The 22,681-nt window shown below is 71.1% G+C and carries 18 protein-coding genes; 12 read left to right on the top strand and 6 right to left on the bottom strand.

What is annotated here, in order from left to right; translation table 11 throughout:
* Positions 1 to 15 precede the first annotated feature (15 nt).
* The 3 genes from HUO13_RS26290 to HUO13_RS26280 are packed head-to-tail and all read left to right on the top strand — an operon-like array spanning position 16 to position 3,382.
* Positions 16 to 1,497, top strand: a complete 1,482-nt coding sequence (locus HUO13_RS26290) for an NAD-dependent succinate-semialdehyde dehydrogenase (RefSeq protein WP_211897711.1) — start codon at positions 16 to 18, stop codon at positions 1,495 to 1,497.
* A complete protein-coding gene (locus tag HUO13_RS26285; protein ID WP_211897710.1) occupies positions 1,494 to 2,867 on the top strand; it encodes an MFS transporter in 1,374 nt (457 codons plus the stop codon). Before HUO13_RS26290 ends, HUO13_RS26285 begins: the two co-directional genes overlap by 4 nt.
* Complete coding sequence (locus HUO13_RS26280; RefSeq protein WP_211897709.1) at positions 2,864 to 3,382, top strand: formaldehyde-activating enzyme; 519 nt, start codon at positions 2,864 to 2,866, stop codon at positions 3,380 to 3,382. The genes HUO13_RS26285 and HUO13_RS26280 overlap by 4 nt, the downstream gene beginning before the upstream one ends.
* Before the next feature lie 15 nt (positions 3,383 to 3,397).
* Here HUO13_RS26280 and HUO13_RS26275 read toward each other — a convergent pair whose 3' ends face one another.
* Positions 3,398 to 4,099 carry a TetR/AcrR family transcriptional regulator gene (locus HUO13_RS26275; RefSeq protein ID WP_249124062.1) on the bottom strand — a complete coding sequence of 234 codons (702 nt, stop codon included), beginning with the start codon at positions 4,097 to 4,099 and terminating at the stop codon, positions 3,398 to 3,400.
* 95 nt (positions 4,100 to 4,194) lie between these two features.
* Here HUO13_RS26275 and HUO13_RS26270 point away from each other — a divergent pair, with 95 nt between their 5' ends.
* The 4 genes from HUO13_RS26270 to HUO13_RS26255 all read left to right on the top strand — a co-directional run bounded on the left by HUO13_RS26270 (position 4,195) and on the right by HUO13_RS26255 (position 9,601).
* Positions 4,195 to 5,409, top strand: coding sequence for a lipase family protein (locus HUO13_RS26270; RefSeq protein ID WP_211897708.1), 1,215 nt, complete (start codon positions 4,195 to 4,197; stop codon positions 5,407 to 5,409).
* A gap of 294 nt (positions 5,410 to 5,703) precedes the next feature.
* On the top strand, positions 5,704 to 7,287 hold the full coding sequence (locus HUO13_RS26265; protein WP_211897707.1) for a Na+/H+ antiporter: 1,584 nt from the start codon (positions 5,704 to 5,706) through the stop codon (positions 7,285 to 7,287).
* Positions 7,288 to 7,496: 209 nt separating this feature from the next.
* A complete protein-coding gene (locus HUO13_RS26260; protein ID WP_211897706.1) occupies positions 7,497 to 8,252 on the top strand; it encodes a dienelactone hydrolase family protein in 756 nt (251 codons plus the stop codon).
* Between the two features lie 116 nt (positions 8,253 to 8,368).
* The gene (locus HUO13_RS26255) at positions 8,369 to 9,601 is read left to right on the top strand and encodes an SLC13 family permease (RefSeq protein ID WP_211897705.1); all 1,233 of its coding nucleotides are present in this window, start codon (positions 8,369 to 8,371) and stop codon (positions 9,599 to 9,601) included.
* Here the strand turns inward: HUO13_RS26255 and HUO13_RS26250 are convergent.
* Positions 9,588 to 11,075, bottom strand: a complete 1,488-nt coding sequence (locus HUO13_RS26250) for an O-antigen ligase family protein (RefSeq protein ID WP_249124061.1) — start codon at positions 11,073 to 11,075, stop codon at positions 9,588 to 9,590. The two genes, HUO13_RS26255 and HUO13_RS26250, sit on opposite strands and share 14 nt — an antisense overlap.
* A gap of 264 nt (positions 11,076 to 11,339) precedes the next feature.
* On the opposite strand from HUO13_RS26250, the gene HUO13_RS26245 reads away from it, so the two are divergent.
* Entirely contained in the window at positions 11,340 to 11,519 is a 180-nt protein-coding gene (locus HUO13_RS26245; RefSeq protein ID WP_211897704.1) for a hypothetical protein, read from the top strand.
* Between the two features lie 168 nt (positions 11,520 to 11,687).
* Here HUO13_RS26245 and HUO13_RS26240 read toward each other — a convergent pair whose 3' ends face one another.
* Both HUO13_RS26240 and HUO13_RS26235 read right to left on the bottom strand, forming a co-directional pair.
* Positions 11,688 to 16,694 carry a DUF6531 domain-containing protein gene (locus HUO13_RS26240; RefSeq protein ID WP_211897703.1) on the bottom strand — a complete coding sequence of 1,669 codons (5,007 nt, stop codon included), beginning with the start codon at positions 16,692 to 16,694 and terminating at the stop codon, positions 11,688 to 11,690.
* Between the two features lie 287 nt (positions 16,695 to 16,981).
* Positions 16,982 to 17,467, bottom strand: a complete 486-nt coding sequence (locus HUO13_RS26235; protein WP_211897702.1) for a carboxymuconolactone decarboxylase family protein — start codon at positions 17,465 to 17,467, stop codon at positions 16,982 to 16,984.
* 177 nt (positions 17,468 to 17,644) lie between these two features.
* On the opposite strand from HUO13_RS26235, the gene HUO13_RS26230 reads away from it, so the two are divergent.
* Positions 17,645 to 18,583, top strand: coding sequence for an RNA polymerase sigma-70 factor (locus HUO13_RS26230; RefSeq protein WP_211897701.1), 939 nt, complete (start codon positions 17,645 to 17,647; stop codon positions 18,581 to 18,583).
* Positions 18,584 to 18,660: 77 nt separating this feature from the next.
* Here HUO13_RS26230 and HUO13_RS26225 read toward each other — a convergent pair whose 3' ends face one another.
* Positions 18,661 to 19,401, bottom strand: coding sequence for a MerR family transcriptional regulator (locus HUO13_RS26225; protein ID WP_211897700.1), 741 nt, complete (start codon positions 19,399 to 19,401; stop codon positions 18,661 to 18,663).
* A gap of 206 nt (positions 19,402 to 19,607) precedes the next feature.
* Positions 19,608 to 20,495: a LysR family transcriptional regulator gene (locus HUO13_RS26220; RefSeq protein WP_211897699.1), complete on the bottom strand. Its 888-nt coding sequence runs from the start codon at positions 20,493 to 20,495 to the stop codon at positions 19,608 to 19,610.
* Positions 20,496 to 20,574: 79 nt separating this feature from the next.
* On the opposite strand from HUO13_RS26220, the gene HUO13_RS26215 reads away from it, so the two are divergent.
* From HUO13_RS26215 to HUO13_RS26205, 3 genes are read left to right on the top strand one after another with little or no spacing between them, the layout of a single operon-like run.
* The gene (locus HUO13_RS26215) at positions 20,575 to 21,525 is read left to right on the top strand and encodes an EamA family transporter (protein ID WP_282974647.1); all 951 of its coding nucleotides are present in this window, start codon (positions 20,575 to 20,577) and stop codon (positions 21,523 to 21,525) included.
* On the top strand, positions 21,522 to 22,169 hold the full coding sequence (locus HUO13_RS26210) for an NAD(P)-dependent oxidoreductase (RefSeq protein ID WP_211897698.1): 648 nt from the start codon (positions 21,522 to 21,524) through the stop codon (positions 22,167 to 22,169). The genes HUO13_RS26215 and HUO13_RS26210 overlap by 4 nt, the downstream gene beginning before the upstream one ends.
* A gap of 59 nt (positions 22,170 to 22,228) precedes the next feature.
* Positions 22,229 to 22,618 (top strand): DUF4190 domain-containing protein, encoded by a 390-nt coding sequence (locus HUO13_RS26205; protein ID WP_249124060.1) that lies wholly within the window; start codon positions 22,229 to 22,231, stop codon positions 22,616 to 22,618.
* Positions 22,619 to 22,681: the final 63 nt, after the last annotated feature.

The raw sequence follows: 22,681 nt of genomic DNA, 5'->3' as shown, positions 1-22,681 counted from the left end.
ATCGAAAGGACGACCATGTACCAAGATCGTGCGCTGCGAGCCGCGGCCGCGGCGCCGGCACGGCTCTACGTCGACGGCCGGTGGCGTGACACCGAGCGGACGTTCGCCGTCGAGGACCCCGGGACCGGGACCGTGCTCGCCGAGGTGGCCGACGCCTCCGTGCAGGACGCCCTCGCGGCGTTGTCGGCTGCCGCGTCCGCGCAGGAGTCGTGGGCGGCCACGTCCCCGCGGGAGCGTGCGGACCTCCTGCGCTCGCTGTTCGACGCGATCCACCAGTGGGTCGACGAGTTCGCCGACCTCATCACGGCGGAGATGGGCAAGCCGGTGGCCGAGTCGCGGGGCGAAGTGGCCTACGCGGCAGAGTTCCTGCGCTGGTTCTCCGAGCAGGCCGCGCACCGGCACGGCAGCTACGGCCCGGCCCCTCGCGGCGGCAGCCGGATCGTGACGACCCGGCGTCCGGTGGGCCCCTCACTGCTCATCACGCCGTGGAACTTCCCGCTCGCGATGGTCACGCGCAAGCTGGGAGCGGCGATGGCCGCGGGCTGCACCAGCGTGCTCAAACCGGCCCCGCAGACCCCGCTCACCTCCCTGCTGCTCGCCGAGGTGGCCGAGCGGATCGGCCTGCCCGCCGGGGTGTTCAACGTGGTGCCGACAACCCGCGCGGCCGAGGTTTCGGCTGCTCTCATGGGAGATCCGCGCCTGCGCAAGGTGTCTTTCACCGGCTCCACGCCCGTGGGGCGCACGTTGCTGCGCCAGTCCGGGGAACACGTGCTGCGCTCGTCGCTGGAACTCGGCGGCAACGGGCCTTTCCTGGTGTTCGACGACGCCGACCTCGACGCCGCCGTCGAGGGCGCGATGGCGGCCAAGTTCCGCAACGGCGGGCAGTCGTGCGTGGCGGCGAACCGCTTCCTCGTGCACCGCGACGTGATCGACGACTTCACCGATCGGCTGGTCGAGCGGGTGCGCAAGCTCAGCGTGGGCCACGGGTTCGACGGGGCGAGCACCCTCGGGCCGCTGATCGACTCGCGGCAGTGCGCGAAGGTGGCCGGGCTCGTGGAAGCCGCGGTGTCGGAAGGAGCCGTCGCCGTCACCGGAGAGACCGCGCCCCGGGGAGAAGACGGCTACTTCCACCCGCCGACGGTGCTGGCGGACGTGGCGCCGGACGCCGCGATCCTGCGGCAGGAGATCTTCGGGCCGGTCGCACCGGTCACCGCGTTCGACACCGACGAGCAGGCACTGCGGCTGGCCAACAGCACCGAGCACGGGCTGGCCGCGTACCTGTATACGAGGGACCTGCACCGCGCCGTGGACCTGGGAGAGCGGCTGGAGGCGGGGATGGTCGGGATCAACCGGGGCATGGTCTCCGAACCCGCGGCGCCCTTCGGCGGGATCAAGGAGTCCGGCCTCGGGCGGGAAGGCGGGGCCGAGGGCATCGAGGAGTACCTGGAGACGACCTACCTGGCCGTCGACCTGGCTGCCGCCGGGGCGGGCCGATGAGCCGCGGTCAGGCGGTGGCGGACCGCACCCCGGGGATTCCGCCCGGCGACAACCGCCGCAAGCGGCTGCTCGTCCGCCTCACCGCCGCCACCAGCGGTGGCATGTTCATGGACGGCTTCGTCTTCGCCTCGATCGCGGTGGTCATGGCCGGGCAGCTGTTCCGCGACGAGCTCGGTGTGAGCTCCCTGTGGCAAGGACTGATCTCGGCGTCCACATTGGTCGGAACGATGGTCGGTGGTCCGATCGCGGGGTACGTGACCGACCGGTGCGGGCGCAGGCCGATGTTCACCGCGGACCTCTGCCTCTTCGTGGCCGCGGCGGTGCTGATGTACTTCGTCCAGGCCCCGTGGCAGGTGGCCGCGCTCGGCCTGGCCATGGGTGTCGCGGTCGGGGCGGACTACGCGATCGGCTCGCCGATGCTCAGCGAGTTCACCACCGCGGACGAGCGCGGGCGGTACCTGACCGTGCTGGAGATCTTCTGGAACGTCGGCTACGTGGTGGCATTCCTGGCCGGGTTCCTGATCACGCAGGCCGATCCGCACGCGTGGCGGTGGGCCCTGGCCGCGGGAGCGGTGCCCGCCGCGATCATCCTCGCCGTGCGACACGGACTGCCGGAGTCGCCCCGGTGGTTGCTCGCCAGGGGCAGGCGGGAGGAAGCGCACCGAATCCTGGAAGACGCCCTCGGCATCGCTCCCGACGATCCGGAGTTCGCCGACGAGGCCGAGGAGCAGGTCTCGTGGCGCTCGCTGTTCGGCCCGCGGTACCTGGCGCGCACGGTGTTCAGCTGCGTGTTCTGGATCTGCATCGTGCTGCCGTACTTCGCGCTGACGTTCTTCCAGGCCGACGTGCTGCGCGCCCTGGGGATGCAGAACCCGGTCGCCAGCGCGTTGTTCGGCACGGCGGTGGCGCTCACGGGTGCGGTCACCGCGTGGTTCCTGGTGGACCGCGTCGGGCGCAGGAAGATCCTGATCGTGCCGATGTTCGTCACCGGCGCGACGCTGTCGGTGGTCTCGCTGGGAAGCGCGCTGCCGACGACGGTGACCGTGCTGTGCTTCTTCCTCTACCTGTTCTTCTACGGGATCATGAGCGTGCTGCCCGGCGTGTACCCGCTGGAGCTCTTCCCGACCTCCGCGAGGACCACCGGTGTCGGCATCGCTTCGGCCGCGTCGCGCGTCGGCGCCGCGATCGGCACCTTCCTGCTGCCGCTGACCATGAGCGCCGTCGGGTTCGGCCCCCTGATGCTGGTGATGGCACTGGTGTGCGTCGCGGGAGGCGTGTGCTCGGTCTTCATGGCCCCGGAAACCAATGGAAAGGCCCTCTCCGAGACGGGTGGGCATGGCTCGATCAGCACACGAGGAGCATCGGTATGAGCACACCGCGCGATCTGGACGGCCGCATCGCACAGGGGTGGGGCGGGCGGAAGCCCAACGGCTGCCACGTCAACGTCGTGCTGGCCCGGCGGGGGAGTGCCACCGCCGCGGCGATGATCACGACCTACACCGCGCCGTCGGAGGGTTTCACGCCGATCCTGGTGTCTGTAGGCCCCGACCAGCCGTCCTACGAGACGCTGAACCCGCCGACGCTCATGATGAGCAAGACCGCCGGGAACGCGAGGCTGGTCTCGGGAGCCTGCCAGGTCGGCATCGCCCAGGGCGTTCTGGACGCGGTCGGCGAGGACCTGCTGGTGGCGGACCAGGAGACGCTGGTGTTCGTCTCGGTCTGGCTCGATCCCGACGCCGACGACGAGACCGCGGCGAGGTGCTCCAGCAGGGAGGCCACCCGCGACGCGGTCCGGGAGGCGGCGGCCGGACGCGATCCTGCCGCGGCGCAACGCCTGGTCGCCGACCGGGACCGGCTGACCCATCCGTTCTACGGTGGGGACTGACACCGGGGCTACCGCTCATGCGGGAGCGGGCAACTGCGCGGCGATCGCCGACAGGAGGAGTTCCAGGGTCGTGTGGAACGGGGTGCTCCGCATCTGGACGCCGAGCTCGTCCGCTCCCGCCGCGATGTTCGGGAAGTGCTCGGCGGGGAGTTCGCGGTACACGTCGTGCCAGGTGGCCGCTTCCGCGCGCTGCTGTTCGGGATCGCCGGCGTGGATCGTGGAATCCAGTGCCGAGAACGCCAGCACCAGGTCGATGAAGCAGTGGTAGTGGCGGACCGCGTCCGCCGGGGCGAACCCGGCGCCACGCAGGATGCCGAGCATCGTCTCGATCGCGGCCACCTCGTGCCTGCGGCCGGTCACCCGCGAGGTGACCAGCATGGCGGCTCGGGGATGGGCTCGGTTGGTGCGGTAGATCAGCTCCGCCGCGGTGCGCAGGTCCGCGACCCAGTCGCCGCTGGGGTGGAAATCGGCGAAGGTCCGCCCGATCAGTTCGTCGGCGATGGCGAGCACGAGTTGGTGCTTGCCGTCGAAGTAGCGGTACACGGCGGTGGCGTCGGCGCCGAGCGCAGCCCCGAGCCTGCGCATCGACAGCCCGTCGGCGCCGTGCAGCTCGATCAGCCGCAGGGCGGTGTCCACGATCAGCTCCTCGGACAGGACCTGGCCGCGGCGGGTGGGACGGCGGCGGGTGCGGTGTTGGGGTACCCGGCGGGAAGTCACGGCCGGGAGCTTATGTCAACGCCATTGACCTAACCAGTGCGCGAACGTTCACTTTCGGCGGACGTGACCATGACCTGGACCAGGAGTTCGGAACAATGGGAAAACTGGGTAGGCGGACATCGGTTCTGCTCGCTCTCGTGCTCGTGCTGGCCGCCTGCGGCGGGCGCCCGCCCGCTGAGCAGGACGACGAGATCGCCGGTGCGCGGGCCGCGGAAGCGGCCAACGCGCTGCCGCGCAGCGCGCTCTACGACACCCCGCCCGGCGCGGCGGTACCGGGCTCGGTGCTGGGTTCGGAGCGGGCCACCGGGTGGCAGTTGCCCGAGGGCGCCGCGGGAAACCTCGTCGTCTACAACTCCCGCTCGGCGCAGGGCACGCCGGTGGCGGCCTCGGCGGCGGTGCTCACCCCGGCGGGCCCTCCGCCGCCCGGCGGGTGGCCGGTCGTCGCTTGGGCGCACGGGACGAGCGGTGTGGCGCGGCAGTGCGCACCGAGCCTGATGAAGGACCTGTACTACCCCGACGAGATCGCGCACTGGCTCGAACAAGGGTACGCCGTGGTCGCCGCCGACTACTCGGGGCTGGGTGCGGGCAGCAGGCACGAGTACATCACCGTGACAGCCAACGCCAACGACGTGCGCTACTCCGTCGCCGCGGCACGCCAGGCGGTGGCCGGGCTGAGCGAGCGCTGGGTCGCGGTCGGGCACTCCCAGGGCGGCCAGGCCGTGTGGGGCGTTGCCCGGCAGGAAGCCGCCGAACCCACCGGCACGTTCCTCGGTTCGGTGGCGATCGCCCCGGTGACGCCGTACGACCGGCTCCAGCGCGAGGTCGCGGACAACGAGGGCCAGGGCCAGTACCTCGCCTACGTCGCCAGCTCGATCGCCGCGCAGTACCCGGGGTTCCAGCCGTGGAACGTGATCAGCGACAAGGGGATGAGCAACTACGAGCGGTACCTCCACGAGGGCTGCTGGACCTATGGGCGCGCCCTCAGCGGCACGGGCACACCACGAGAACTGCTGCGCCCCGACTGGTCGCAGGACGCCGTTGTCCGCGAGTTCATCGAGCGCAATCGCTATGCGAACGCGCCCCTCGCGGGGCCGATCTTCGTCGCTTCCGGCGCAGCGGACACCGACGTCGCCGCGTCCACTGTGGCGGAGGTAGCGGCGGAGCAGTGCGGTCAGGGCACGCCCGTCGACTACCACGACTACCCCGGCGACCACGAAACCGTGATGCGGCAGTCGGCCGCCGACCGGTCGCGGTGGGTCGCGGACCGGTTCGCCGGTGCGCCGGCACCGAACACCTGCTCCGTCCGATGAGGACTCCCGGCGGCGTCGCGGTGTCGATGGCGTGAGTTGTCGACCTGGTCTACGAGGCGTGCTGGCAGGAGCAGCCCTCGGGGACCGGAGGTGACCGCGTCGATGCCAACGGCGCGGTCACCTTCTGCGCTGCCAGGACGGCGAGGAGCACGGACGGTGAGCACGGCGGTCCTCCCACGGCCACGCTCGGTAGCTGCCTTCGGCTGAATGCGGCGCATGCGGGGGCGGTCGTCACGGCGGCCCTGGTTTGCGGCGCCAGGACGGCTCGGTCACCGTTGCCCCAGGGGAGTCCACATGAGCGGGGCGGAAGTTCTCATCTGCGGGCTGCTGGTGTCGGTGGCGGTGCTGGCGGCCTTGGCGCGGCTGCTGCCGATCCCGTACCCGATCGTCCTCGTGGTCGGGGGAGCGGTGATCGGGTTCCTGCCGGGGCTGCCGCACGTCCACCTCGATCCGGAGATCGTGCTGGTGGTCTTCCTGCCGCCGCTGCTGTACTGGGCCGCGCTGTCGGCGAACTACCACGACCTGCGGGAGAACCTGCGGGGGCTGACGCTGAGCTCGGTGGGCCTGGTGCTGGCCACGGCGGGCGCGGTGGCCGTGCTGGCGCACGCCCTCGTGCCGGGGCTGTCCTGGCCCGCCGCGTTCGCGCTCGGAACGATCGTCTCGCCCACCGATCCGCTCGCGGCCGGGCTCGTCATGCGGCGGCTGGGCGTGCCGCGACGGCTCGTCAGCGCCGTGGAGGGCGAAGGCCTGTTCAACGACGCGACCGCCCTGGTGGCCTACCGGGTGGCCGTGGCGGCGATCGTCGGAGAGACCATGTCCTTCGGGAAAGCGGGACTGGCCTTCGTGGCAGGCGCGGCCGGCGGTGTCGCCATCGGACTGGTGGTCGGCTGGCTGGTGGCGCTGATCCGCCGCCACACCACCGACGCCCAGGTGAGCCTCACGATCTCGCTGCTGAGCGGGTACGCCGCGTTCATCCCCGCGAACGCGCTGGGCGCGTCGGGAGTGCTCGCGGCGGTGACCACCGGCCTCTACATGGGCGTTCGCGGCGTCACCACCCTGCCCGCCCGCACCCGGCTGCAGGGCCTGCTGGTGTGGGACATCCTCAACTTCCTCATCAACGCGGTGCTGTTCGTGCTCGTGGGACTCCAGCTCCGCAGCGCGCTGGAAGGGCTCGCCCGCTACACCGCCGCCGATCTCGCCCTGTACGCGCTCGCGGTGGCCGGGACGGTGGTGGTGGTCCGGCTGGTCTGGTTCTTCACCGTCCCGTACCTCATCCGCATCCTCGACCGGCGGCCCGGCCAGCGGGAGCGCCGCGTCGGGTCGCGGTACCGGCTGGTCCTGGCGTGGAGCGGCATGCGCGGCAGCGTCTCGCTCGCCGCGGCCCTGGCGCTGCCGCTCGCCGCCGCGCCCGGGGTCCCCTTCGCGGCGCGGGACCTGATCATCTTCCTGGTCTTCGCGGTCATCTTCGCCACGCTCGTGGTGCAGGGCCTCTCGCTGCCCGGTCTCATCCGGTTGCTGCGGGTCACCGACGAAGGCGCCGAGGAACGCCAGGAACTGCGGGCCCGGCTGGCGGCGACCGAGACCGCCCTCGCCCAGCTCGACGAGCTCGCCGCCGAGGAGTGGACGCGCGATGACAGCGTCGAGCGGATGCGCCGCTTCTACGAGTACCGGGGCCGCAGGCTCGGGGCCCGCACGGACCAGGACCCCGCCCACGACTACGAGGACCGGTCGCTGGCCTACCAGCAGATGGTCCGCGTGGTGCTCCAGGCGCAGCGGACGACGGTGGTGCGGCTGCGCGACCGCGGGGAGATCTCCAACGAGGTGATGATCCGCATCATCCGCGACTTCGACCTCGAGGAGGCGCGGCTGGAGATCTGACCGGTACGCGGAGGATCCGGTGAACGGCTGCGGAGCCCAGGGCTGAAGCTTTCCGTTGCGGATGAGCGGCCCGTTGCGGCCCGGGTCGACAGGTTCGACGGGGGACCGGTGATCGGCCGGGTGGGAGATTCACCACGCCTGGCCGCTCTGTTGCGGGCTGTCCGCGTGAGTAGGGTGAGGGCGGCCCCCGGAGCGGATGGAGATCGCCGATGACCACTGTGCGCGGAAGCTCCGTGGACGTCCCGACCCCGGACGGCACGGCGGACGCCTACCTGACGCACCCGGACGACGGGCGGCCCCACCCCGCGGTCCTGCTCTACATGGACGCCTTCGGGGTGCGCCCGCACCTGGCGAAGATGGCCGACCGCCTCGCCGAGGCGGGCTACACCGTCCTGGCCCCCAACGTCTTCTACCGCCACGGGCGGGCCCCGGTGGTCGAACTGCCCGAGTTCATCGACCCCGGTGCCCGGCCGGATCTCTTCGAGCAGATCATGCCGATCATGCGGGACCTGACGCCCGAGTCGGCGATGCGCGACGCCGGCGCCTACCTGCGCTGGCTGGCCGAAAGCCCGCTGACCACCGATGGGCCGGTCGGCATCACCGGCTACTGCTTGGGCGCCGTGCTGGCGCTGCGCACCGCCGGCACCTACCCGGAGCGGGTCGCCGCCGCGGCCGGGTTCCACGGCGGGAACCTGGCCACCGAGGCTCCCGACAGCCCGCACCTGGTCGCCGATCGCGTCACCGCCGAGCTCTACTTCGGCCACGCCGACCAGGACCACGCGCTGCCGCCGGAGCAGATCGACCGCCTCGAGGAGGCGCTCACCCGGGCCGGTGTCCGCCACCGCTGCGAGGTCTACCCGGGAGCACCGCACGGCTACACCCAGGCCGACACCGCCGCCTACGACGCCGAAGCGGCGGAACGCCACTGGACCGAGCTGCTGGAGCTTTTCAAGCGCAACCTCTGACCGCGCGCCTCGCCGCCCGAACAGGACACTGTGGACGCTGGCTGCGAGCGCCCGTCATCGAACTCGTCTTGCGGCTCTGAGGGAGGTCCGCTCTGAGTTCCGGTTCGGCGGAGGCGTTGTCGGTCGTCTTGCTGCTGGTGGTGCTCGCGTTCGCGGTGGTCCGTCCGCGCGGGTGGCCGGAGGCGGCTGTCGCGGTGCCGGCGGCGGTTCTGGTGGTGGCGGTCGGGGCTGTGCCGTTCCCGGTCGCCGTCGCCGAGGCCGAGCGGATGGCACCGGTCGTCGGTTTCCTGGTGGCCGTGCTCGTCCTTGCCCGGTTGTGCGATCGCGAGGGCCTCTTCGAGGCCGCGGGAGCGCTGATGGCGCGCACCTGCCGGGGCCGGCCGCGCCGCATGCTCGTGCAGGTTTTCGCCATCGCCGCCGTGACGACGGCGGTGCTGAGCTTGGACGCGACGGTCGTGCTGTTGACCCCGGTGGTGCTCGCGACCGCCGCCGTGGTCGGTGCCCGGGCGAAGCCGCACGTCTACGCGTGCGCTCATCTGGCGAACTCGGCCTCGCTGCTGCTGCCGGTGTCGAATCTGACCAACCTGCTGGCCTTTTCCGCCGCCGGGGTCTCGTTCATGCGCTTCACGGCGTTGATGACGATGCCGTGGTTGGTCGTGGTCGCCGCCGAGTACTTCGTCTTCCGCCGCTTTTTCGCCGCGGACCTGGCCGCGCCCGGTGAGGGAACCACGGAGGTCTCGAAGCGCGGGGTGCCGCTGTTCGTCCTGTGCGTGCTGGCGCTGACTCTCGCCGGTTTCGGCCTCGGTTCGTTCGTGGGGATCGACCCGGCGTGGGTGGCGTGCGCGGGTGCTCTCGTGCTGGCGGTTCGTGCCCTGGCCCAGCGGCGCACGTCCTTCGCCGAGATCGTGGGCTCGGCCAACCTGCCGTTCGCGGCGTTCGTGATCGCGCTGGGCGTCGTGGTGCGGGCCGTGGTGGACAACGGGTTGGCCGCCGCTGTCGGGCAGGTGGTCCCGGATGGTTCGGGGCTGCTCGCGCTGCTGGGGCTGGCAGCCGTGGCGGCCGTGCTGGCGAACCTGATCAACAACCTGCCCGCCGTTCTCGTGCTGGTGCCGCTGGCAGCGTCCGGGGGAGCGGGCGCCGTCCTCGCGGTCCTGCTCGGGGTGAACATCGGTCCGAACCTCACCTACGCCGGATCGTTGGCGACCTTGCTGTGGCGTCGAGTACTGCACGAACACGACGCGCGGGCCGATCTCGGCGAGTTCACCCGGCTCGGCCTGCTGACCGTTCCGGTCACGCTGGTGCTCGCCGTGCTGGCGTTGTGGGGCGGGTTGCAGGTCATGGGCGCATGAACGCCATCAGCTCAGCGCCCGGAGACGGAGTCCTGCCGTCCTCCGGGAAGTCCGAGAACCGGGCCAGGGGCGGTTTTCTCGGTACTGGGTGTTGAGCCGGTCCTGACCCGCTGCGGGGATGCTTCCTGGGTCGCCCGGGCGCCAACCGCCCAGGCGGCCTCGGGTGGTACGCGGGACGCCGGGGCGTCGAAGGCGGCGCCGCTGCGGCCGGGGGGCGCCAGCGGGCCGGGGTCTCGGCCATCGTCAAGGCCAGCAGGAGCCAGAACATCATCGCGATGCGTTCCAGGTTGGCCGGGTGGTCCAGCAGGCTCATCAGCATGAACGCGGTCAGGCCGGAGAGGCAGGCGGCCCCGGTGGCCGAGCCGTCCCTGGCGAGACGGGCAGCCGAGACGACTCCGACGACGGTCACCGCGGTGATCCCGAGCATGCCGAGCACGCCCGCCTCGACCAGCCAGTTCAGCCAGAGGTTGTGCACGTGGGAGAACTCGACGTCGCCCGGCGCGCGGGCGTCGATGACCGCACCGGCGCGTTGCAGGCCGACGCCGAGGGGATGAGTGCCCGCGACCTCGATGGCCGCTTCCCACGCCTGCCCGCGGACCCCGAGCGCGGTGCCGGCTCGCGAGCTGATCGCGATCACCAGTCCGACGCAGGCCAGTCCGCCCACACCGGCGGCGGTGGCCAGGCGGATTCCGGAACGGCTGAAGCGGGGCATCAGGCGGCGTGCTGCGGCGAGCACCAGGATGCCCGCGGCGGCGGCGATGTAGCCGGCCCGCGAGAACGTGGTCAGGACCGCGCCGTAGCCGACTCCTGCCAGGATCAGGACGCTGAGCCGGGCCGTGCGCTCCGACAGCAGCGTCGCCGCGAGCGCGGCGATCGGGGTGAGCATCACCAGGAACGCGGCGAGCGTGTTCGGGTTGGCGAAGGTGCCGATGGAGCGGACCAGCGCGTCGGGCCCGCAGTCGGCGTCACCGAGTAGACCGCTGCGGCAGAAGCCGGTCGGCGTCCCGTTCGTCGCCTGGCTCAACGCCACCGCTCCGGCCATCGACACCGACGCCAGCGCGAGCACCGACAGCGCATGCCAGGACTCGGGATGTCGTCGTCGCAGCCCGACGACCAGGTAGTACACCGTCACCTGGGTCAGAAGCCCGCGCAGCGGCGCGCTGGTGCCGCCCCCGACGGCCGTGGCGAGCAGAGCCGACAGCACGACCACGCCGATGAAGACGTCCATCCGGGTGTGGAACGCGCTGATTCCGGCCCCGTCGAAGACCAATCCCAGCAGGCCGAGCAGGATGATCAGGCGCAGCGGCGTGAGAACGCTGACCAACGGGGCGCTGGGCAGGAAGCCGCTCGCCGACTCCAGCACGACAACGGCCACCGCGGCACCCGGCATGACCTGACCGAGTGCGGGGGAGAACCGCTGTGAGGGTGTGGTCGAGCTCCACCGCAGCGGCGGCGTCGACTTGTCGGCGAACACGTCTCAACGTCGCATCCGAGCGTGACCCGCGAGTGACACGCCATCGTGCGCGAGGGAACAACCGCATGAAACGCACCGGCTCTTCCTGCTCTGGCGGGTTCCGGTACGTGCGCATGTCACCTGATGAGTTGATGAACACCCCGTGAAAGGGCTCGCTGGGCGAACGTGCCGCAGGGCAGTATCCACCAAGTGGTGGTGCTGCTCGATGACGTGCGCTTTCCAGAATGAGCCGCTGAGCGGGAGGTCGCGCGTGGAGATCAGGAAATGACGTCGGGAATCGCAGTCCTGCAGATGCTTTGCGCCCTGCTGATCCCACTGGCCGTGGCCCTGGCCGCGGCATCGACCATGGTCCGCGAAGCGGTTCTGGCGCGACGGCTCGGGATCGCCGCCGGCGCACTGGCGGCAGCGGAGCTGGCGCTGGTCGTGATCGTCTCACTCGTCTGACGGTGCCGCCGCGCTGATTGCCGGGGCCGCGGCGAGCTGCTTGTCACCGCGCGTGGCGGCGGCACTCCGTGGGATGCCGAGCAGCACTTCGTAGCTGCGCGGGCGGCCGAACGTCGCGGGCTGCCGCCCAGAGACCGCGAGAGCCTCCGGGCAGCAGCCCGCGACAGGTCACTTGCCCGGTTTCCACCCGTCCTCGCCGGGCCACTTCCAGTCCTGCTGGCCGGGCCACTTCGTGGCGTCCGGCCCGGCGGGCCACTTGGGGTTGCCGTCCGGTTTGCCTGGGCGGTCGCGGAACTCCTCGATCGTGTCGTGGCGTCCGCTCGGGCGGTCGAGCTCGTGGTACTTGTCGATCAGCTCGTCGACCTTCCCGGGCGGAGTATCACCCGGGTTCCTGCCCATGTGGTTGATCTCGTGGCGCACTCCCATCCACTTGTCGTACTCCTCCCCCTTCTTGTCTCCGCCCGGCCAGTCGAAGTCGGCGGAATCCCTCACGTCGTCCAGGAAAGCCTTCCGCTGGACCGGATCCTTGATGTCGTCGGCCGCCTTCATGATCTCGTTGGGGATCTCCTGCCGGAGGTCCTTGGCATACCCGGCTGACTGCTCGAACGCGGCACTCGGGGCCTTCGGCGGCTCCGGCGTGTCCTTCTTGCTCGGGATGAACTCGCCGTCGATCCTCTTCTCGACGACCGGCCACTTGTCCACGACGCTGCCGATGGACGTGTTCACCGGGCCGTTCCCGAGGGGCAGGTTCTCGAACTTGCTGTTCATCCCCTCGAGCTTCTCGGTGTACTTCTTGGTCATCTCGTCTCGCTGCGGGTGCCCCGGCGGATAGTGGTGGTCGACCCAGGACCTGAGGTTGTCGCGCATCGTCTGGAACGAGATGATGTGCCGCTGGTCGTTCTTCGCGCTGTTGTACCCGGTCCCTGGCGGCGTCGACTTCTTGTCAGCCTGGGTCTTCTTCTCCGTGTCGTGGCTGAACGGCTTGCGGTCCCACGGATCGCCTGCCGTCTTGGTCTTCTTGTTCCCGTTGCCCGTCGTCGGAGGCTGGTTGCCCGAACCGTCGTGCTTGCGCTTCGTCCCGCCCTTCGCCAAGCCCAGCGGGTCGGCGGCGCTGTGGGGGTTGTCGACGTAGGCGACCGGGTTCGGTGCCGGGGCGAGGCCCAACGGGTCCTGGCTGAGGTAGCGACCGGTAGCGGGGTCGTAGTACCGGTGGACGTTGTAGTTCAGCCCGGTTTCCGCGTCGGCGTACTGGCCGGGGAACCGCAGCGGCGTCGTCACCCCGTTCGGCTGCACGGGCAGCTCCTTGCCCCACAGGCTGGTGCGGCCGTGCCACGCGAGCATGCCGTTCGGGGCGATGAGATCGGTCGGCGTCCCGACCGGGTCGGTCACGATCGCGAAGAACCGCCGGCTGCCGTCCACGCCGATCTCGTGCTGCGCGACCGGGGTGTCGTCGTCCGGGCGGTGCTCCCAGGTCGTCACCGCGCGCCGGCCCTGCGCGTCGGTGTGCACCTGCTCGATCAGCGTTCCGCCGTCCCAGACGAAATCGACCTGCTCGGCAACGGCGCCGTCGGCGGCGATCCGCTGCTTGGCGATCCGGCGACCGATCGGGTCGTAGCGATACCGCCACAGGACGCCCTCCGGCGTCGTCACCGCGACGAGCTGGTCGTAGGAATCCCAGGCGTAGCGCCAGTTGCGGCCCGCCTCGATGCGCTGCACGAGCCGGCCCTGCGCGTCGTACTCGAACTGCACCGCGCCCGCCGCGACCAGCCGGTTGCCCGCGTAGCGGCGCGGTCCGGCCGCGGCGTCCGGGACGCCACCGGCGTTGAGGATGTTGCCGAGCCCGTCGTACTGGTAGTTCTCGCGCCGGTCCGGGGAGATGACCTCGACGACGCGGCCGGTCCGGTCGATCTGGTAGCGGATGCTTCCCGACAGCCGGTCGTCGGTACCGATCAGTTCGCCGTCGGGCCGGTAGCGGAACGACCGCGCCAGCACGGACTGACCCGAGTGCCCGGTCACGGTCTGGGACACGAGCCGGTGCTCGCTGTCGTAGTTCTCCTGGGCGGTCGCCGCATCGTCGATCTGGGTCCGTGCTACCCGACCGGCCTCGCCTGTGGTGTAGCGCAGCGTATGCCCGCCCATCGACAGCGCGATCGGCCTGCTCGTCCCGTCGCAAGCCCAGGCACTGTCCACCCCGGACGGGGTGCGCCTGCGGACCACCTTGTTCGTGTCGTCGTAGTCGAACGCGACGGTTCGCTGGTTGACCGTCTCGGCGGTGATCCGGCCGTGCTCGTCCAGCTCGAGCTCCAGGACGGCGTCATCGTTGGTCGCCCTGACCAGGTGCCCGACCGGAGAGTAGGTGTAGGTGGTGACCGACGACGGGGTGCGCCATTCGACGAGGTTGCCGAGCAGGTCGAAGACGTAGTCGGTCGCCTCGCCGGCACCGTTGACCGAGCGCACCAGCTGCCCGGCGGCGTCGTAGACGTAGCCAAGCACCCGGCCGTCGAAGTCGGCTTCCTCGACCACCCGGCCCGCCAGGTCGTGGACGTAGCGCCAGGTCTGGCCCTGCGGGTTGGTCACCGAGGTCAGCCGCCGCTCGGTGTCGAAGGTGCGCTCGGTGCGCGCCCCGTTCTCGTCGACGCCGGCCAGCTCCGTCTCGAACGGGCCGTACTCGGCGGCGGTCACACCGCCCATCGGGTCGATGCGCGCGATCTGGTTGCCTTCCGGGTCGTAGCGCCACTGCTCGCGGGCGCCCAGCGAGTCGACCCGCCAGGACCGGTGACCGTCCACGGTCCAGCCGAGCTGGATCCGCGAGCCGTCCGGCGCCGCCGTCTCCCGGGGCCGCCCGAACAGGTCCAGCAGCGGCCGGTCGGGCTGGGCGCTTCGCGGTTCGGAGGTGCCGGTGCCTCGGTCGGAGCGGAGGTCGTCGACGTCCAGATCCGGTGCTGCGCCGACCTTTCCGCCGAACGGGTCCGGCTTCTCGTCGTCGTAGACCCGGGACCAGGTGTTCTCGCCGTCGGTCGCCGTGATCGAGGCAACGGTGCCGTCGGTGTCCAGGTCCAGCTCGACCACGCTGCCGTCCGGGCGGGTGATCCGCCACGGGTGGCCGGCCGGGTCGTACTCGTAGTGCGTGGTCCGTCCCAGCGGGTCCGTGCGCGACAGCAGCCTGTCGTAGCGGTCCCAGCTCGACAGCGTCGTGTTGCCGAGCGCGTCGACCTCCCGCACGAGCTGCTTCGCGGCGTTGAACTCGAACTCCTTCACGCCGCCGAGCGAGTCGGTGTACCGCGTGATCGAGCGCCGGCCGTCGTTGGAGTAGGAGAACTCGGAGTCGAAATAGCCCTTGTCGCCCACCGTGCGCACGACCCGGCCGTGCTCGTCGTAGACGTAGCGGAACCAGAAGCCGTTGCGGTCCTGCCACTCGGTCAGCCGGCCTGCGCTGTCGTACTGGAACCGCAGAGCCTTGCCGGAGGAGTTGATGACCGCGGCCAGCCGGCCTTGGTCGTCGTAGCCGTACTGCATGACCGGCACGTCGGCACCCTGCTGCGGATCGACGACCCGGATCCCGGTGACGCGCTCCCGGGCGCTGTCGATCTCCACCCGGTACCCGTCGGAATGCCGGATCACCTTGGGCGGGCCGAACCGGTGGTGCTCGATGTCGATCCGCCGGCCGTCGTCGGCCTGGACCGCCATCAGCGGCATGTGCCTGCCGCTGGTGACCAGCGGCGCGAATTGCATGGTCTGCTTCCGGTCCGGGGCGTCCAGGCTGTAGCCGCCGTCCTCCCGGATGCGCAACGGCCACCGCGGGCCTTCGACGGGCAGCACCGGGGAGCCGGCCGACGGCAGCGGGTAGACCAGGATCATCCCGTCGGGGGAGAAGTAGCAGACGTTCTCGTCGTCGACCTCCAGCCGCTGGTCCAGCGTCGAGGTCCACGAGGAGCCGAACCAGCGCCCGGCGCGGTACGACGAGACGTACATCCGCTCGACCACCAGGCTCAGCGGACCGAGGATCTCCAGGTCGACCTCGGTCATGACCATGTGACCCGTGGCCATGTCCACCGGTTCGGAGCCGCCGGTGCAGATGCCGTCCGCCGGTGTCTTGCTGTCGACGGGGTTGGCCGGCTTGTTGCTGTTCGAGGTGTTCGGGTTGTTCTTGGAGTTCGACGGTCCCGCCGACGCGGGGCCGGACGACGACGGCCCGCCGGAGTTGTCCGGGCCGCTGGATTTCGGCGGCGGGTCCGGGTTGCCCCTGTCGCCGCCCGGCGTGGGTCCCGGGTCGGCGCTCGTCGAGTTCGTCTGGGCGGGCGGAGGGCTGCCCTTGTCGTTCGGCGGCGGGTCGGGATCGCCCTTGTCCTTCGGCGGCGGGTCGAGGTTGCTCTTGTCCTTCGGGCCGGGCTCCGGCTTCGGAGCGTCCGACTTGCCGCCGTCGGCCTTGATGTCCTTCAGCGACTTGGCCGCGTCGTCGAAGCCGTCGCCGAGCTTCTTCAGCAGCGGCGTCAGCTTCTGCATCGCCTGCACGAGCTTCTGGGTGATGTCGGCGATCTTCGCCGCGGTCTTGGCCACCGCGGTGACGACCTGCGGCACCACCCACGCCAACCCGATGCCCAGTGTCGCGATGACCTGCAACGCCCAGCTGATCATGTGGCCCATGAGGTCGGCGATGATGTCGCGCACCAGAGTCCGGACGGTCCCCACGACCTCACCGGCGGTGCCCATTCCGTCGGACGCACCGGAGGCGGCGCTCGCCGCGGCGGCGATCAGGTTGCCGGTGTCCTCACCGCGTTTGCGATACGCGTCGGCGGCCTCACCGGTCCACGCCGCCGTGTCCGCCTTGATCAGGTCCGCCAGCTCGGTCTTGAGGTCCTCGAGCTCGGTCGAGATGTTCTTCCAGGTCTCGGAGTGCGCCTTGATCTCGTCCGGGTCGCCGGTGAGGTCGTCCAGCGCCTCCGACAGCGGGCCCACGTGCTCGATCAGCCAGCCCACGCCCGCGGCGAGGGCGGCGCCGAACGGGTCCATCGCCGCGCCGAGCGCGTCCAGCGAGGTGCCGACGACGCCCAGCACCCCTCCCGCCCAGTCGCCGCTCTCGATGGCCTTCCTGGTGTCGTCGACCGACTCGGCGATCGCGATGCCGGTGAACGACTTCGTCGAGTCCTTCCGCTCGGCAACCAACGGATTGCTCAAGGACAACTCCCCAAATTCTCGGTTCGTGCGCCGGCGGTCCGGACGACGTCGACGCTGCCGCCGGCACCGGCGGCGACGCGCACCACATCGTTGCTCTGCCGGAGGGTCCGACTGCGGCAAGCGGGATACCTGGAAGCCCGGTGTGCACTCGCCAGCCCGGCGCGGCGCGGTCCCCCCATGACGATCATCGTATCGACCGCCCGCCGGGGCGCGTGGCGAAACAGCCGCGCCCGGATGCGCGCGGGCCCGGCCCAGGGTGGGTGAACTGGGCCGGGCCGGCTGCCCGCTCAGTTCAACGCGGCGGCGAACATGCCGGGCTCGTAGGACCCTCCCCGCTGGTGCACGATCACGGCGAGCCGGTTGGCCGCGTTGATCAAGGCGACCAGGCAGACCAGCGCCGCGATCTGGTCGTCGTCGTAGTGCTCGCGCACCTGGGCCCAGGTCTCGTCGGACACGCCGAGGTGGGCGTCGGCGAGGCGGGTGCCCTCTTCGGCCAGTGCCAGCGCGGCCCGCTCGGCCTCGGTGAACACGGTGGACTCGCGCCAGGCGGCGACGAGGTGGAGCCGGACGGAGGTTTCACCGGCGGCCGCGGCCTCCTTGGTGTGCATGTCGATGCACCAACCGCAGCCGTTGATCTGGCTCGCGCGCAGCGACACCAGCTCCTGCGTGGACCTCGGCAGCGGCGACTGGTGGACCACCTGGCTCGTGTTGGCGAACCGCTTGGCGAACCTGGCGGCGATCTCGTTGTCGAACAGGTCGAATCGGGCGTCCACGGCTTCGTCCTCTCTCGTGGTGTTGCGCTGGACGAACACGAGATGCCCGCCTCCCGCCCCCTGTGACAACGTGTGATGCGCGCCACGTTGAGTCGGTCTGCTGCCGCCCCGGTGTCACAGAACGGCGGGGCTCGGCGTCTGGTGGATGGCACAGCCGAGGACGTAGAGGAGCCACTCATGGCCGGCATGTCGCAGACCGCATCCGGCGATCGCGGAAGGGACAGCCGCGACGACCGCCCGGACCCCGCCACCGAGACGTTCCTCGCCCACCGGAACCTGCTGTTCACCGTCGCCTACGAGATGCTCGGCTCGGCCGCCGACGCCGAGGACGTCCTGCAGGAGACCTGGCTGCGGTGGGCGGGCGTCGATCTCGGCGCGGTGCGGGACCGGCGTGCGTACCTGGTCCGGATCACCACCCGCCAGGCGCTCGCCCGGCTGCGCACACTCGGCCGCCGCAAGGAGTCCTACGTCGGCCCCTGGCTGCCCGAGCCGCTGCTGACCGCGCCCGACGTGGCCGAGGACGTCGAGCTGGCCGACAGCGTCTCGATGGCGATGCTGCTGGTGCTGGAGACGCTCAACCCGACCGAGCGGGCGGTGTTCGTTCTGCGTGAGGTGTTCGACGTCGGTTACGACGAGATCGGCGAAGCCGTCGGCAAGACCCCGGCAGCGGTCCGCCAGATCGCGCACCGGGCGCGGACGCACGTCGCGGCGCGCCGGCCGCGCGGTGTCGTTTCCCCGGCCGAGACCCGCAACGCGCTCGATGCGTTCCGGCGGGCGGCCGAAACGGGCGAGATGCAGGGCCTGCTCGACATTCTCGCCCCGGACGTCGTCTTCCTGGGCGACGGTGGCGGAGTCAGGCAGGCCGTGCTGCGGCCCGTCGTGGGGGCGGGCAAGGTGGCCCGCCTGCTGGCCGCCGGGCTGGGCAGGCTCGCAGGCACGGCGTCGCTGCTACCGGCACAGGTCAACGGCTACCCGGCGCTGGTGCTCCGGCAGGGCGGCGAGCTCGACACCGTGGTGGCGGTGCGCATCGACGACGGCCTCATCACCGGCCTCTACGCGGTGCGCAATCCCGACAAGCTGTCGCACATGGAGCGGGAGACCATCCTGCGCCGCTAAGGGATGCTCCGCGGCGGTGCGAAGTGGCGCGAGCGGTCGGCGCGGTTCGTGAAGCAGACGGCAGTGTTTTCTCGCGGTCAGCCGGGATCGGTGGACCCGGATGCGCGCAGGAGTGACTCCAGGCGGCGCATGACGTCGAGCTGGGCGGGGTTGTAGAGGTCCACGAGGGCCTTGCCGACCGTCTGCTGGACGAAGCGCGCGCCGCCCGGGGCGTCGGCGCCGGCGTCCCACAGCCCGGGGTGCTCCGCGTAGAGCGCGCGGACGTAGGGGACCAGGCGCTCGGCCACCTCCTGCCGGGTCGGTTCGTCGGCGTCGGCGGGCAGCTCGCCGAACTCCGAGGCCACGGGATCGTCGGGAAGGTCCTGCAGCATCTCGGAGTACGCCTGCATACCTCGTGGTCCGAGGACCCGGGTCAGGACGACGACGAAGGAGCGGTCGGCTTCGGACAGCTCCGGAACGGCGGCGGGAGCGAACTCCGCGGGCAGGTCGGTCGGCGCGGCCTTGCGCAGGATGACGGCGAGTTCGACGCGGGCCCGCTGGAGGCGTTCGATGGTGGCGGCGAGCTCGGCGTCGAGGGTGTGCAGGGCTTCGGCCGGGTGGTCGTCCGCATCGCCCATGGCGGCGATCTGGGACAGCGAGAACCCGAGGTCGGTCAGGCGTTTGATCCGCAGCAGCCGCACGAGGTGGGCCACGCCGTACTGCTTGTAGCCGTTGGCGCGCCGCTCGGGCTCGGCGAGCAGGCCGACCTCGTGGTAGTGCCGCACCGCCCGCAGGCTCGTGCCGGCGAGCTCGGCGATCTCACGGGTACTCCACGCCACAACCGTCTCCTCGTCTCGAAAGCGGCTCGGTCGGCGTGCTCGCGCCGACGGGTTCCAGTCGAAACTGTGCCGTAGCGGCATGGTCAAGCACAGTCGCGCCCTGGAGCGCGAAAGTGGTGCGGGTCACGCTTCCTGGGGATTGAGTCTGCCGCGGCGGTCAGGCGTCTCCTCGGCACCGACACGGCACTCTCTGAGCCAACGCCGGCTCAGATGTCCTGGTCCCGTGCCGGGATGTCGAGAATGGTCAGGAAGGCCGACGCCGCCGGTGTGCGGGTGTGGCGGCTCCAGATGACGTACTCGACGCGGGCGGGCGCGTCAGCGACCTCGATGGTCGCCACGCCGGTGAGCTGGGGCGCGTAGGCGGCGGGGAGCATGGCGATGCCGAGGCCCTCCGCGGCGAGCCGGGCCACGAGGTAGGCGCTGGTCACTTCGAAGGCGACGTCGCGGCTGAGCCCGGCGGCCGAGAAAGCCAGGTCGGACTGGGCGCGTCCGGCCGTGCCGGCCGGGAGGTCCACGAACACCTCGGACGAGAGCCTGCGCAGGTCGGTCGTGGTTTCGCCGGCGAGCGGGTGGTCCGGTGCGACCACGGCGACGAGCCGGTCGCGGGCGAGCTCGTGGGCGTTGACACCGTGGAGCCGCGCCGTGGTCGGCAGCCCGAGGAACGCCACTTCGATGGCGCCTTCCTTGACCTGCTCGACGAGGTCCTGGCTCGCGCCCATGCGCAGGTTGATGCGCACGTGCGGGTACTGCTGGTGGAAGTCGCGCAGGGCGCCGGGGATGTCGACCGCGGCGACGGTGGCGATCAGGCCCACGGCGAGCCGTCCGCGTACCTCGCCGACAGCGGCGGCGGCCTCGGCGGCAGCGCGCTCGGCGGCGTCGAGGCACTGACGGGCGGCCGGGAGGAAGGCCGCGCCGGCCGCTGTCAGCCGCACCCGGCGGCTGGTGCGCTCGAAGAGTCTCGCGCCGAGTTCCCTTTCCAGGCGCGCGACTTGGTGGCTGAGCGCGGACTGGACGACCAGACACCGTTCGGCGGCGCGGGTGAAGCTGTTCGTCTCGGCGACGGCGATGACGTAGCGCAGCTGCTGGAGCTCCATGGATCCATCTTCATCCGCGATCGATGAAGTGACAAACATGTGTTGGACTCATGGATCGCTCGCGGGTGAGATTGCGGGCATGACAAGTCCAGCAGCACCGACGGTTGCCGGCGGAACCGGCAGAAGTGCTCCTCATGGGGATCTGTCCCGCACCGCCCTGACGGCGTTCGCTCCCGCGGTGTGGGGCACGACCTACGTCGTCACCACTGAGCTTCTCCCGCCCGGCCACCCGCTGTTCGCGGGACTCCTGCGGGCGTTGCCCGCCGGCCTGGTCGCGCTGGCGATCGGCCGGACGCTGCCGCGCGGCGCGTGGTGGGGGAAAGCCGCGGTGCTCGGCGTGCTGAACATCGGCTTGTTCCTCCCGCTGCTGTTCGTCGCGGCCGAACGCCTGCCGGGAGGGGTGGCCGCGACCTTGGCGGCGGCCCAGCCGCTCGTCGTCGCCGTCCTGGCCGTGGCGGTTCTGCGCGAAAGTCCCTCGGCCTGGCGGTTCGTCTGGGGTGTGACGGGGGTCGTCGGCGTGGGCCTGGTGGTGATCGGGCCGAACGCGGCACTCGACGCCGTGGGGATCGCCGCCGGGCTTGCGAGTGCGGCCTCGATGGCGCTCGGGGTGACGCTGACCAAGCGCTGGGGCAGGCCCGCCGGGGTCGGTGCCACCGCCTTCGCCGGCTGGCAGCTCACCGCGGGAGGGCTGTTCCTGGTTCCGGTCACCTTCTTCGTCGAGGGGGCACCTCCCGCGATCGACCTGGGCGCGGCGCTCGGCTACCTCTGGCTGGGGCTGGTCGGCGGCCTGGTCGCCTACGTCCTGTGGTTCCGCGGGGTCACCGCGCTGCCCGTCACCTCGGTCGCGGTTCTCGGCCTGCTCTCGCCGCTGGTCGCCGCCGTTCTCGGCGCCGTCCTGCTCGGCCAGGCACTCGGCCTCGTCCAGCTCGTCGGGTTCGCGCTGTCACTCGCCGCGATCGTCGCGGGACAGCTTCCCCAGCCCGCCCGCTCCTCTGTTCCACCCGCAACGCCGGAAAGGACATCTCGATGAAGATCACCGTCGTCGGAGCCGCGGGCATGGTCGGCTCGCGCGTCGTCACCGAAGCCGCGAGCCGGGGGCACGATGTCCTCGCAGTGTTCCGGAAGGCAGCGTCGGCAGCACTGCCGCCCGGCGTGACGGCGGTCGAGGGTGATGCGAACGACCCCGACCGCATGAGGACGCTCTTCCAGGGCGCCGACGCGGTCGTGGCCGCGACTCGCCCCGCCCCTGGCAGCGAGGACGGCGTCACCACGACCACGACCGCACTGCTCGACGCGGCGGGTGCGGCCGGGTCGCGCATCCTCGTCGTCGGCGGCGCCGCGCCCTTGCGGGTTCCGGGACGCCCCGGCCTGCTCGTCATCGACAGCCCGGACCACGTGCCGGAAGCCGTCCGCGCCATCGCCGCGGCCAGCCTCGCGCAACTGGAAGCATGCCGAGCGCACCCGGCCGACTGGGTCTACCTCAGTCCGCCGGCCACCCTCGAACCCGGACGTCGCACCGGGACATACCGCCGCGGCACCACGACACTCATCACCAGCGAGGACGGCGCGTCCCGGATCGCAGCCGAGGACCTCGCCGTGGCCGTCGTCGACGAGCTCGAGAACCCTGGCGAAGACAAGCACTTCACGGTCGGCTACCAGGCAGCGGGTGCATGAACAGGTGAGCCCTGTTCGTCCGAACCCGCCACGAGACGTGGACGCAACACCCATACTCGGTGGGGTCGATCTCCGGAGAAGGGGCAGGCATGACCAACCCGCCACGGCCGTCTTCGGCGTCGGACGAGGCTCACCGTCCGCCGGAACCGCGCAGCAACGGCCTGGCCATCGCCTCGTTGTGCGTTTCGGTGGCGGGGCTCGTCACCTGCTTCGGCGCCCTCCTGTTCGGGCTGATCGGAGCGATCCTCGGGCACATCGCGCTGCGGGCGATCAATCGCAACCCCGGTCACTACCGCAACCACGGCATAGCACTCGCCGGCATCATCGTCGGCTGGATCGCGTTCGTGCTCATGGGCATCGGCTCGTTCTTGCTCTTCTTCGTCGTCACGGCGCCCAGCGAATCCGCCGGCTTCCTGAACGGCATTCTCCGGACCATCTTCGGCGGCTAGGCCGGGCGATCCCGATCGGTCGCCCACTCGTCGGCCGGTCAGGAGGCGGGAGATGTCCCGCCT

Source organism: Saccharopolyspora erythraea (genome assembly GCF_018141105.1).
Classification (GTDB): domain Bacteria; phylum Actinomycetota; class Actinomycetes; order Mycobacteriales; family Pseudonocardiaceae; genus Saccharopolyspora_D; species Saccharopolyspora_D erythraea_A.
Note: the sequence above shows the minus strand (reverse complement) of the source record. Positions and strands in the feature narration are given on the sequence as shown.